Origin of the sequence: Chitinophaga oryziterrae (assembly GCF_009758125.1) — a bacterium.
In the GTDB taxonomy this organism is placed as follows: domain Bacteria; phylum Bacteroidota; class Bacteroidia; order Chitinophagales; family Chitinophagaceae; genus Chitinophaga; species Chitinophaga oryziterrae.
Genome location: NZ_WRXO01000005.1, coordinates 520,582 through 534,079, shown reverse-complemented (window position 1 = coordinate 534,079; position 13,498 = coordinate 520,582). Strand labels below are relative to the sequence as shown.

9 protein-coding genes and 1 pseudogene are annotated in these 13,498 nt (G+C 43.0%); 8 read left to right on the top strand and 2 right to left on the bottom strand.

The features are described from left to right. The first annotated feature begins 34 nt into the window (after positions 1–34). The 8 genes and pseudogenes from GO495_RS32750 to GO495_RS19725 all read left to right on the top strand — a co-directional run bounded on the left by GO495_RS32750 (position 35) and on the right by GO495_RS19725 (position 11,261). Positions 35–3,265, top strand: a pseudogene (locus GO495_RS32750) (efflux RND transporter permease subunit). A 20-nt stretch (positions 3,266–3,285) separates the two neighbouring features. Then, a complete protein-coding gene (locus tag GO495_RS19755; RefSeq protein ID WP_157301435.1) occupies positions 3,286–4,545 on the top strand; it encodes a TolC family protein in 1,260 nt (419 codons plus the stop codon). A 2-nt stretch (positions 4,546–4,547) separates the two neighbouring features. Continuing rightward, positions 4,548–5,849 (top strand): efflux RND transporter periplasmic adaptor subunit, encoded by a 1,302-nt coding sequence (locus GO495_RS19750; protein WP_157301434.1) that lies wholly within the window; start codon positions 4,548–4,550, stop codon positions 5,847–5,849. 12 nt (positions 5,850–5,861) lie between these two features. After that, a complete protein-coding gene (locus GO495_RS19745; protein WP_157301433.1) occupies positions 5,862–6,995 on the top strand; it encodes a permuted SH3 domain-containing protein in 1,134 nt (377 codons plus the stop codon). A 28-nt stretch (positions 6,996–7,023) separates the two neighbouring features. Further along, positions 7,024–9,717: a cation-translocating P-type ATPase gene (locus GO495_RS19740; RefSeq protein ID WP_157301432.1), complete on the top strand. Its 2,694-nt coding sequence runs from the start codon at positions 7,024–7,026 to the stop codon at positions 9,715–9,717. Between the two features lie 291 nt (positions 9,718–10,008). Continuing rightward, positions 10,009–10,389 (top strand): DoxX family membrane protein, encoded by a 381-nt coding sequence (locus GO495_RS19735; RefSeq protein ID WP_157301431.1) that lies wholly within the window; start codon positions 10,009–10,011, stop codon positions 10,387–10,389. 51 nt (positions 10,390–10,440) lie between these two features. Next, positions 10,441–10,758, top strand: a complete 318-nt coding sequence (locus GO495_RS19730) for an ArsR/SmtB family transcription factor (RefSeq protein ID WP_157301430.1) — start codon at positions 10,441–10,443, stop codon at positions 10,756–10,758. Next, positions 10,758–11,261: an SRPBCC family protein gene (locus GO495_RS19725; protein ID WP_157301429.1), complete on the top strand. Its 504-nt coding sequence runs from the start codon at positions 10,758–10,760 to the stop codon at positions 11,259–11,261. Before GO495_RS19730 ends, GO495_RS19725 begins: the two co-directional genes overlap by 1 nt. A 340-nt stretch (positions 11,262–11,601) precedes the next feature. Here GO495_RS19725 and GO495_RS19720 read toward each other — a convergent pair whose 3' ends face one another. Together GO495_RS19720 and GO495_RS19715 are read right to left on the bottom strand one after the other, a co-directional pair. Beyond that, complete coding sequence (locus tag GO495_RS19720) at positions 11,602–12,558, bottom strand: C40 family peptidase (RefSeq protein WP_157301428.1); 957 nt, start codon at positions 12,556–12,558, stop codon at positions 11,602–11,604. Positions 12,559–12,697: 139 nt separating this feature from the next. Continuing rightward, positions 12,698–13,429, bottom strand: a complete 732-nt coding sequence (locus GO495_RS19715; protein WP_157301427.1) for an SDR family oxidoreductase — start codon at positions 13,427–13,429, stop codon at positions 12,698–12,700. Positions 13,430–13,498 lie beyond the last annotated feature (69 nt).

The following is a 13,498-nucleotide window of genomic DNA, read 5'->3' as shown; positions in this document are numbered from 1 at the left end:
AAGGATTGAAGATTTACAATGAAATGTATTTATAATGATTGAAAAAATAGTTTCCTGGTCAATTCACAACCGCTTCTTTGTGTGGATGGGTATCATGCTGATTGTGGCAGGTGGTATTTATTCCATAAGAGAAACGCCGGTCGATGCACTGCCCGATCTTTCGGAGAACCAGGTTATTATTCTTACTGAATTCATGGGCCGTAACCCGAAGATTATAGAAGACCAGATAACTTACCCATTGGTGTCCAACCTACAGGGCATCCCCCTTATCAAATCCATCCGTGCCACTTCCATGTTTGGAATGAGCTTTATTTTTGTAGTGTTTAAAGACGATGTAGACATTTATTGGGCACGCACAAGGGTATTGGAGCGCTTGAATTATGCGCAAAAGTTTTTGCCACAGGGCGTGATCCCCGGACTGGGCCCGGATGGCACCGGCCTCGGGCATGTATTCTGGTATACATTGAATTCCAATGATTACAACCTCGGAGAACTAAGAGCTTTGCAGGACTGGTACGTAAAATTCGCCCTGCAGAACGTAGAGGGTGTAAGTGAAGTAGCTTCTTTTGGTGGTTTTCAAAAACGTTACCAGGTTACCGTTAACCCTCACAAGCTCGTGTATTTTGGAATTTCCCTCATGGATGTTACCCGTGCAGTTTCTGCTAATAATCGGGACGTAGGGGGAAGCCTCTATGAAATGAATGCTACCGGTTATCTCATTCGCGGGCAGGGTTATATTACCAGCCTGGAAGATATTAAAGATATACCCATTGGTACATATAAATCAATCCCCGTAAAACTGAGCGATATCGCTGACGTACAAATGAGCTCGGACTTAAGATTAGGCATCGTAGAAGAAAACGGGGAGGGAGAGGTGGTAGGCGGTATTGTAGTCATGCGCTTTGGTGAAAATGCGAAAGACGTTATCGAAAGGACTAAAATACGGATGAAAGACATAGAAAAAGGATTGCCGCCCGGCGTCAAATTTAAAACGGCCTACGACAGAAGCAACCTCATATCAGCAGCCATCAGTACGTTGAAAGAGGCCTTGTGGCAGGAAATCCTGATTGTGTGCATCACCGTAATTCTGTTCCTGTTCAGTATCCGCAGTGGTCTGGTCGCCATTTTCTCTATCCTGCTTTCTGTTCTCATCGGTTTTATGTTAATGAAATTATTTGGTGTCACTTCAAATATAATGTCTCTTGGGGGTATCGCATTGGCAATTGGCGATGTGGTAGACCCGGGTATTGTAATGGCAGAAAATGCTTACCGGGCACTGACTAACCGGGTTCTTAAAAATCAAAAAACATAGGGTGCGATGGAAAGCGAAAAATCAATAAAAGTTAAGGAACGCATCGGCCATACCGGGGAAATACCTGAAGAGGAAAGGATAGCTATTATCGAAGAATCTTCACGAACATTGGGACGGTCTGTTTTCTTTTCAGTAATCATCATGATTATTTCCTTTGCGCCTATTCTTTTCCTGACAGGACAGGAGAAAAAACTTTTTTCCCCTCTTGTATTGACCAAAACATTTTCGCTTATCGGCGCTGCCATTCTCTCTATTACCGTTTCTCCCATGCTCACCCGGGTATTTATGAAATGTAAGCTGGTACCCGAAAGCAGAAACCCCGTGTCCAACTTCTTTATTACCATTTACAAACCTGTTGCCAGGCTTTGTCTCAAATGGAGAATAACGGTACTGGTATTGTGTTTTGCCATCATAGCAGGTAGTGTACCTCTTGTTATTAACCTCGGTTCTGAATTCATGCCTCCCCTCGATGAGGGTTCCCTGCTCCTGATGCCTGTCACGTTGCCCGATGTTTCCAATTCAGAAGCTAAGCGCATAATGCAATTGCAGGACAAAATTATAAAGGCATTTCCCGAAGTGGAAAATGTCTTAGGCAAGGCTGGTCGCGCCTATACGGCTACTGATAATGCTCCCATCAGCATGATTGAAACCATTATCGTATTAAAACCAAAGAAGCAGTGGCGCGACGGTATGACGAAAGAAAAGTTGATTAAAGAAATGAACGGGAAAATCCAGATCCCCGGTGTAGTAGTTGGATGGACACAGCCAATCATCAACCGCATCAACATGCTTTCCACAGGCATCCGAACCGATGTTGGGGTGAAAATATACGGTAAAAACCTCGATACGATCTATGGCATCTCCCGCAGGGTAGAAGCCGCACTAAAAGATATCCGTGGATTGGAAGACCTATATGTGGAACAGCTCACGGGCGGCAAATATCTCGATATAAAAATTCGCCGCAAAGATGCTGCCCGGTACGGGCTGAATATTGACGATGTGAATATGGTCATTGAAAGCGCTTTGGGTGGAATGATACTGACAACAACGGTCGAAGGCAGAGAACGTTACAGCGTCAATCTCCGGCTGGCACAGGAATACCGGAACGACATTGATGAGATACGGCGTATCCCCGTACAAACAATGAAGTACGGCGTTATTCCCATTTCCGCAATTGCGGATGTAAAAGTTACAGAAGGCCCTCCAATGATTAATTCCGAGAATGCCATGTTAAGAGGGACCGTATTGTTTAACGTCCGCGGAAGGGATATGGGAGGGGTTGTAAACGAGGCAAAACGAAAAATTGAGGAAACCTTTAAGCAATTGCCCCAGGGGTATTTTATAGAATGGAGCGGCCAATACGAAAACCAGGTGCGGGCGCAGCAACGTCTAAAAATCATCATACCCATTGTTTTATTGATTATTGCATTAATTCTGTACGTAACCTTCCACTCCTTTACAATGGTAGTAGTAGTATTCGTTAGCATACCGGTAGCCCTGATAGGCGGCGTTTATTCCCTTTACTACTACCATGTGAATTTTTCTGTGGCCGTAGCAGTAGGCTTCATTGCCCTATTTGGCGTGGCGGTGGAAACCGGGGTACTAATGATTGCATACATGAACGATACTATCCGGAAGCTGGCCGCAGAAAAAGGGAACAACACGCAGAATATCACACTTCCCGTTCTAAAAGAGGCCATTCTTTTTGGCGCTATACAGCGTGTACGCCCGCTGCTAATGACGGTATTAGCCAATATCATCGGGTTAATTCCTGTATTGGCTTCCACCGGCACGGGCAGCGACGTGATGAAACCAATTGCCATTCCATTCGTATTCGGCCTCATCACTTCCACCTTATTTGTATTGATTGTGCTTCCTGTTATTTATAACCTGTTAAAAGAATGGGAACTAAAAAAGTATGGTAAGCTGGTGGTGTTGGAAATAAATGAATAAACACAACTGTCAATAACGACATGAATACAAAATTAGTCATATTATACATTATTACTCAATCGGTTTTTACCGCGTCTCACGCGCAGGACTCTATATGGATGACTATTCCGAACCTGTTCACTGAAATCGACAAAAGCTATCCGCAGTTGAAGTCTTATGAATCAAAAATAAATTCCATCCATTTGTTGGCAGAAGGAGCCAGGGCCTGGATGCCGCCTACGGTATCCCTGGCTTTAGACCGTTTTCCCTACCGGTTATCTATGATAAAGGAGCAATCCCCGGATAACCAGGCTGGTATTATGCTTTCGGTGCAGCAGATGATCCCCAATACACGGAGGTTGAATGCGAAACGGGACTATCTGGCATCTATGGAAAATGTGCAGCAAAATGATCTTAAGTGGCAAATAAATATTCTTCATTTTACGGCCCGGCTGTACTATTATCGCCGCTACATAGCGGAGCGGAAGCTGAAGCTGATAAAGGAATACCGCGAATTGCTCAATATGCTGGTTAAGACAGCCAAAGACAAGTACACTTATAACCAGGCTGATTTGGGCACCATCTTCAAAGCGGAAGCATCACTTGGCGAACTCGCAAATATGAAAACAATGTCGCTGTCGCAAATTGCTGAAAGCAATATCGGGCTTAACACCCTGATGGTGCGGGATGTAAATACTCCTTTCCTTATCGATACTTTGTTATCACCAAAGGATTACAGTAGCGATTATTTATCAGCACTCGATAGCTCCCAATTTTTGAGAGACGATATTCTATCCATGCAGAGCCGTATTCAATCAATGAAATTGAACCAGCGCCTGGCGGCCTCTGGTTCCCGCCCGGATTTTGGGGTGCAGATTGCACACGGGCATATGTTTGGTATGGACAATCAGTTCTCAATCATGGGTATGGTCACCATTCCTATCGTACCATGGTCTTCCAAAATGTATAAATCCGACGTTAAATCCATGGGGTTTGAAATAGAAGCAATGCAAAAGGAAAAGGCTGTCATGCAACTCATGGTTACGCAGATGACCCATGAAAAAATAACTATGCTGATGTATGAGAAAGAACAACTGGATAACTACGATCAGAACATATTGCCGTCTTACCGGAAAAACCTTGAAAGCAACCTGCTGTCTTACCGGCAAAACACAGGAAACTTTTTTGTATTGCTCGATGCATGGAATATGCTGTTGATGAAGGAATTGGAGCGTATTGATAAACTTGGTCAGGTTTTTACTATACAAAGCGAATTTGAGTATCAAAGAGAGATAAAGTAATTATGAACAGGGTGCAATCATATAAAGGGTATAACAGGAGCTTCGCCAATGCCATATTCGTGGCATTGATGTTGGCTCTATCCGGATGCCACCAGGAGGAAAAAAAACATGATATACATCAACCCACGCCGGCCGCCGGCATAAATGATAGTATAAATCATCATTCAATGCCGGGTATGGATAATACATCGGGTAATGAAATGCCGACCGATACTTCAACCAGCGAAACCCACTGGAATACCCTTCCAACAAACCGTATCGTCATTGCCCGGCAAAAGTTAACACAGCCGGTTTTCGCTGAAACGGATTTTACTATAACCGGCAATGGATATATCGCGTTCGACACGCGTCGGGACAGGAAAGTGTCGGTTCGGGTAGCCGGTAGGATTGAACAACTATATGTAAAATACAATTATCAACATGTACATAAAGGTGAAAAAATGCTTGAGCTATACAGCCCCGAACTAAACACTTATATAGAAGAGTACCTCTATGTACGCCAGAAAACGAATGATACAGTGCTGCAACGCAAGGCTGAGGAAAAATTACTTTTATTGGGCCTTACCCGCGCCCAGGTGCAACAGATTGGAAAAATCGGCAATAGCCCTTTTTCCATACCAATATACAGCCCCGTTGACGGTTATGTATTGGTTAATTCCTCTCCTGCCCCGATTATGGGCAATACAGGCAATTCTTCCGGTAGCATGGGTAGTGGAATGAGCAATGCAGGCAATTCGCCAACCGCTATCCAGGGATCTCTGCTAACCGACAATAGTATCCGGGAAGGCATATACGTAAGCAAAGACCAGACGCTTTTCCGTATAAACGATTTTAAAGAGGCCTGGGGTATCATTGCCTTTAACAAGGAAAGTGAGAAATATCTTTATAAAGGCCAATCTGTAACAATATCAAGTGAGTTGCTGCCCGGCAAACCAATTCAGACAACCATTCAACTGATTGAACAGTTGTACCAGGATGGACAGAAATTCACGCAGGCCAGGGTATATATTTCTAATAAGTCCGGGAATTTGAAGCAAAATTCATTGATCGATGCTACTATATCTGTTCCGGTAAAATCAATGACCGTGCCGGCCGGCAGTGTTTACTACCTGGGCGAGGTGGCAATTGTATGGGTTGAGGTTGGGATAACCAGGGAAGGCAGCCATATTTTTCAGCCAAAAGTTGTTAAAACCGGCTACCGGAGTATGAACAAAGTGGAAATACTAAATGGGGTAACACAAAATGACAGAATTGCGATGGATGCAGCTTATCTCACCGACGGTGAAGCCATCATTAAATATTAAACCGGAATAGACATGAAAAACAAGGTCCTCATAATTGCTTTTGGTTTTTACGTCATAATATCCGGCCAGATTGCATGTTCCGGGGGAAATCCAAATAACAAACCGCAGAAACATGGCAATCGTAATACCACCATGCAGGACCATACTGGTATGGATATGGTAACCATTACCAAACGCGATGAAGAATATGCGAACATTCATATAGACACGGTAAGGGTGAAAACAATGGCTGAATACTCTACATTATTGGGAACTACCAATTTTGATGAAAGAAAAATAACCGTAATCACATCCCGCCTCAGGGGAAGGCTCGACAAATTATTTGTGAACAACCCCCAACAGCAGGTGTTAGCGGGCCAACCGCTATATGCAATTTACAGCGAGGAATTATTGTCATACGAGAACGAATATTTGAATGCCCTGCAACAGCAGGCGGAGTTCGTTACCATGAAACAGATTGTGGATCAGTTAGTAGATGGAGCGAAGAAGAAATTGTTGTTACTCGGACTTACCGGTGAGCAAATTGCCCTCCTGGAAACGACTCGCGTAGCTTCCCCGCTTGTTACCTATTATAGCCCCGTTTCCGGTACCCTCGTTGACCTTTCTGTTGGAGAAGGGCAATATGTGGAAACAGGAAGCCCCCTTTTCCGGCTGGCCGATTTATCAGCAATCTGGATCGAGGCTCAGATGTACACCAGCGAATTAAAATGGCTACATGAAAAGCCATCTGTCACCGTTGAATTTGATACCTACCCCGGTGAAGTCTTTAATACTACCGCGGTTTTTGATAACCCTACAATAGAACCGGACCAGAAAATCAGCCTCGTGCGTTTCCAAATAATCAGCCGCAGGCATCAGCTAAAGCCAGGAATGATGGCCTATGTCAACATCAGGCGAAATGATAGGAAAACAATGGTAATACCCAAATCAGCTATTCTGATTGGCAACATGGTAACCGCCTGGGTAAAAACAGGCGAAGGCGTATATGAGAACAGGGTAATTGAACCCGGTATTCAGAATAAAAATGAAGTTGAAGTACTCCACGGAATAAAAGTGGGAGAATTGATTGTAACCAGCGGTGCTTATTTACTCAACAGCGCTTTGGTGCTAAAAAAAGGCGCGGGCATGGGAGGAATGAAAATGTAATGAACACGAATTTAATATTATAGCCAATATGTCTATTAATGATATAAAAGAACCATGGGTAAAAGACCATTTAACCATTATTGAGGATCTTCATACTAATGCAGAAAGCGGCCTGTCTTCCAGCGAAGCCAAAGAAAGACTTGAAGTGTCAGGCTATAACAGGATTGAAGCAGGTAAGAAAACAAGCTTGTTCCAGGTATTGATAAATCAGTTTGTAAGTCCATTTGTATTACTATTGGCCATCGCTGCAGGACTTTCCTTTTTCTTCAAGGAATGGCTGGATGGCATTGCCATTACAGCGGTTATATTTATAAACGCGGTCATTGGTTTTTTTATGGAGTTTCAGGCCGAACGGTCAATGGAGGCGCTCAAAAAGCTAACCACCATTCCTGCCAGGGTAATGCGTAACGGTAAGCGGGAGGAAGTACCTTCGGAAGAATTGGTGCCCGGAGATATCCTGTTTGTGGAAGCGGGTGATATGGTAACGGCCGATGCAAGGGTAATACAGTCATCACAATTGCAAACCAATGAATCAGCGCTAACCGGCGAATCCCTCCCCGTTGAAAAAAACAGCCTCCCTTTGCCCTCCAATGTACAATTAGCCGAACGTATAAACATGCTCTATAAAGGAACATTTGTGGCCTTGGGGAATGGGTATGCAGCAGTCGTCAATACCGGCATGTCTACAGAGCTCGGTGCAATCGCTACAATGGTCCAACAGGCACAACAGGCTGCAACACCGTTGGAAAAGAAAATACAGTCATTTAGTAAAAAACTGATTTGGATAACAGTAGCACTCGTAATCATCGTTTTTATTGCCGGGTTGTTAAACGGTCACGAACTGGTAACCATGCTTGAAACTTCCATTGCCCTTGCCGTTGCAGCAATACCGGAAGGTTTGCCTATCGTAGCCACTTTGGCCCTTGCCTTTGGAATGCTACGTATGGCCCGGCACAATGTGATCGTGAAGAAACTATCAGCGGTTGAAACACTGGGCGGAACAAATGTGATTTGTACGGACAAAACAGGTACGCTTACCCAAAACAAAATTCAAGTCTCATTTGTCCAGGTAAATGGTGCGGCTTCAGGAATTGATGTGGATATCCCCGGTATATCCATCCGGTGGATGGAGAATGAAAGCATCTCCGGGCAGCCCGCCTTTGAGCACCTGCTACGCATAGCTGCATTGTGCAATACTGCTTCTTACGAATTTGAGAATGGTATTGAAAAAGAATCCGGCGATCCGCTGGAGACAGGATTATTAAAAATGGTTTATGCTTCCGGAAAGTCGGCCCAGGAATATCGTCATCAATTTTCTAAAGCGGATGAAATCCCCTTTTCATCTGAAGCAAAGGTAATGGCAACCCTGCATCATAGCAGTAGCCAGGGTTACTATATAGCCGCCAAAGGCGCGGTGGAGGAATTACTCTCACACTGCACATCGGTGCTGGAAGGAAATAACATTGTCCGGTTTACGGAAGAAAAAAAGAAGCAATGGCTTATAGCGGCAGAAAACCGGGCACAATCAGGATTAAGAATGCTGGCGTTTGCGTTTAGGAACTCCAAAGAAAAGGAAAAGGACTTTTTGCACCACTTAACATTGGCCGGGTTGATAGGGTTCATTGACCCGCCAAGGCCTGAAGTCCCGGCCGCCATTCAGGAGTGTAAGTCGGCCGGGATAAAAGTAGTTATGATTACCGGTGATCATCCAGCCACTGCCCAAAATATTGCACAACGTTTAGGACTGGCTAACCAGGACGATAAAGTAGTGCATGGCAGTTCGATGAAGCACTTTAAAGATTTAACAGATGATGATAAAGCCAAATGGCTAAAGGCCACTGTTTTTGCGCGCGTAAACCCACAACAAAAGCTGGATCTTGTTACTTTTTACCAGGAAAAGAAAATGGTAGTAGGCATGACCGGCGACGGTGTAAACGATGCACCCGCGCTAAAAAAAGCGGATATAGGGATAGCAATGGGGCTCAGAGGAACCCAGGTAGCGCAGGAAGTGGCAGATATCGTATTGAAAGATGATGCATTTTCATCCATTGTGCTGGCAATCAGGCAAGGAAGAGCGATTTTTGATAATATCCGAAAATTTGTCGTCTTTTTGATGTCCTGCAATCTCAGTGAGTTATTAATTATTGCGACGGCTTCTGTTTTCAATTTGCATTTCCAGCTTTTTCCATTGCAGATATTATTTATCAACCTGGTTACAGATGTGCTCCCCGCCCTGGCCCTCGGCCTCACCAAAGCGGCACCGCACATCATGCAGCGGAAACCCTATTCACCTAATATTGCGATCATTGATAAAAAAAGGTGGACCGCCATTTTTGTTTATTCTACAATTATGTCAATCACAACCATTGGTGCGGTATTAACCAGCCATGAATGGTTGCATAACGCAGAGAGGTGGAGTCCTGAACTTTGCAATAATATACTTTTCTATACCCTCATTTTTTCCCAGATCCTTCATGTTTTTAATATGTCATTTGAAAAAGGAATATCTTTCTTTAAAACAGAAGTATTCCGTAATAAATACGTGTGGATTGCTATAGCTATTTGCATATTAATAACAATGTTATCTTACTGGATTATACCTCTAAGAAAAGTGCTTGATGTGACAATCTATAGTTGGCAGGACTGGACAGTTGTGGTTGTTTTTTCTGTATTGTCTCTAATATTAATACAATTTGTCAAAAAGATGAAATGGGTGCTTTAGAAGCAAACAGACCATTCGCTTGTGAACTACAATTGTCTTTACTCTTTTGCAGGAAATTGCAATTTGTCTGCATTTTTATTGCAATTTCAAATATTGAAAATACTGTTATAATAAGCGGTAACTTTAGTAAATGGCTTTGCGGCCCCGCAAGTTCTTTCAGGTAATCCATTTCCTCCCAGATGAACATCTCCAAATTTTGAACTCCTGAGAAATTTCTTAAAATTATTTTGCGAAACCAATTAGTTGCACTTATATTTGCAACCGAATGGTTTCTTATATAAATAACTAATTATGAAAAGTAAAATCCTTTTTATTTTATGCCTGCTGACCGGCCTGCTGTTTATTAATTCGGGACTGGATAAATTCTTCCACTACATGCCGATGCCTAAGGAAATGCCTGAGAAAATGATGAAAGCCGTAAAAGCATTTATAGAAATAGGCTGGCTTCTTCCGCTGGTTGGAGCCATAGAAATTCTTGGCGGTTTGTTATTAATCTTCAACAGGACCAGAGCACTTGGCGCAATTGTTATTTTACCTGTTTTGACGGGTATTCTACTTGCCAACATCAGCATGGCTCCATCAGGTTTACCCATCGTATTTGTATTGATCGCAATTATTCTTTGGGTAATTATTGACAACAAGGAAAAGTACCTGCCGATGATAAGGAAATAATAATTCAAACGGTACGGTTAGGTAGAATCAACAAATTGAAATAACACTTCCATGAGAAGAGATATTTTTCAAGCTATTGCCGACCCCACACGGAGGGCCATCATCGCTTTAATTGCAATGCAGGCAATGACACCTAATGCTATTGCCGAGCATTTTGATACGACACGACAAGCAATTTCAAAACATCTGAGAGTTTTAACGGAATGCGAACTGTTGAAACAGGAACAGCATGGCCGGGAAATATATTATCAACTTGAAATTGACAAAATGAAAGAAATAGACAAATGGCTGGAACAATTCAGGAAGATTTGGGAAAGCCGTTTTCTGCAACTCGATCAACTTTTATTAACTATTAAAAAGAAAAATTAATGACACACAATTTGCAATTCGACTTCATTACAGATAAGGAAAAAAATACGCTGACAATCAGACGCGAGTTTCTAGCCGGCCGGCAATTAGTTTGGGATTGTTATACCAAAAGTGAATTGCTTGACAGATGGTTTGCGCCGGCGCCGCTAACCACCAAGACTAAGTCAATGGATTTTCGTGAAGGAGGTCACTGGCATTATGCAATGGTAGAACCCAACGGTACAGAATATTGGGGGTATACTGAGTATCTTAAAATTAAACCAATTGACTACTACACTTCTTCGGATGCTTTTAGTAATGCAGAAGGCGAAATAAATAAAGACCTGCCCCGTGCAGAATGGCTTGTAACCTTTACAGATAAAGGCGAAAACGCCTTAGTAGAAACCATCGTTAAGTATAAATCTCTTTCAGATTTGGAACAGGTCATCCAAATGGGCATGGAACAAGGAATGTTAGCAACCCTGAAAAAACTGGATGAATTATTGTTAACCCTAAACAAATAAATTGAACTAACTGAGATAGTACATGACGATGGCACTGACGGGACCATTTTATGCGGAGACAGTATTTACATCTCCCCCAGCAAACGCCACACAGCAGTTATGTACAGCTATCCCAATCAGATATTACTTTCAAAATCCGAGTTCTACGACTTTTACAAAAGAACGTCAGGACTCCGCTTTGACACTATGTATGGTGCTTTTAAAAATCAGGATCTTGAAGGAAATGCGATGCAGGTATTTACAAGTTCAATGCAGCGTTATATAAATAGTTATGGCTGATAACAAAAAGGGAACAAACATCAATATGATGCTTATTCCCTTTTGTTATGAACAGATTCTTTTATGCGACCATTGCTACGGTATTGTTAATGCCCAATGCCGTGAATGTCAGCGGGCCAACTATACCATCTACCTCAAGCCCTTTTTGTTGTTGGAATTCCTTCACCGCTGAAAGAGTAGCACTCTGGAATACACCATTTTCTTCCAGTTTAGGATTGGCTCCTTTTTTATTAAGCGCTTTCTGAATAGCCAATACAGCACTGCCGGCGTCCCCATTACGCAGGTATGAACCAGTCGTAAATTTCGGGTCTGCAATACGCGGCTGATTCACTTCTTCCTGAATAGCACCGAATAATTCAGTAGTTACTTTTCCTGTAACTGCTAAATGATGTTTCTCTTGAAATTGCCTTACCACATTTTCTGTTTCAGGACCGAAATCACCATCTACGGTAATCTTGAAATGCAGGTCGAACAACATCTTTTGCAAAACCACTACATCAGTACCGGAATCTCCCCGTTCCAGGACATCATTATTATTGAGAGGAGACGCGTTCTCAAGGGCAAGCGGAGAGACAAAAGCGCGTACCGTAGATCTGTTTCGTGTCCGTAACATCACTTCTCCGCCATCACTATCATTGCCCTGGGTCGTATTACCTTCCCATGCCTCAAATTTCGTTTTCCCTGCATCAATCCATCTTACAAAAATGCCTGTATGGTCGCAAACTCCATCGCCGTCCCAGTCATATAAAACAATGTCTGCCGGCTGAGGATCCTTTGTTAGCCTGCCCTTTCTTTTCCAGAAGTTGTAACCGGATTGACAAGCCTGATAACCATGTACGCTATCTATTTGTTCCAATGGATTACCGGCATGATCATACACAAAACTTACAAAAATGGCGCACCATTTTACACCGTCAAGACCATACCATTTACCATATTTTGTTCTGTTTGATTCCTTAGGAGATTCTTTTGTACCGTTTTCTGCGGCTGCAGTAGCAAGAATTGATTCACGAGACATAAAACACTTTTTTGAGGTTAATAAAACAAGAAAGGGGTATATCACATAACGTCTATAGAAAACTATTCTCAAGGTAGGATTAAGGGTATTCTCAAAAAATACCAACAAGTTTGTATTTTTTGAGAATACCCTGTCATATTTATCTCGTCTGTCCAAGCGGTCTCAAGACCACCTCATTCACATTAATATTCCCGGGCTGACTGATCGCATATATCACCGCATTGGCGATCGCTTCCTCATCCATCTTAACCATGTTCTCCAGGTTACCGTACAACGCCCTCACCTTCGGACTGCTAATATCATGTCCTAATTCAGAATGCGTAGCTCCAGGGTAGATAGTGGTTACTTTTATCGTCTGAGCTACTTCTTCCCGTAATGTTTCCATAATAGCCCGCACAGCGAACTTTGTTCCACTGTACACACCACCGCTCTGTAACGTCTTTAAACCAGCCACAGAAGACGTAGTAAGAATATGCCCCTGTCCTCTTCCCAGCATATGAGGCAGCACAGCATTAATACCATACAGCACTCCTTTAATATTAACATCAATCATCCGGTCCCACTCTTCTACAAGCCCCTCTTCAAAAAAGGAAAGCGGCATAATACCTGCATTATTCCATAACACGTCCACATGGCCAAAGCGCTCTATTGCCTGATGAATCAGGTTATCCAGGTCCACACGCTTGGTAACATCTGTTTTTACATACATAGAGTTCTCGCCCAACTCCGCTACCATCGCCCTTAACTGATCTTCCCTGCGCGCGGCCAATACCACTTTAACGCCCAAAAGAGCCAGCTTACGGGCAGTAGCTGCACCCATGCCACTGCTGGCGCCGGTAATAACAACAACCTTGTCTTTAATATTTTCCATTGCATTATCTGTTTTGTGGTACAAAGATAGCAAGGAGAATAAGCGCCAGAATTATGCGAATCAAATCAA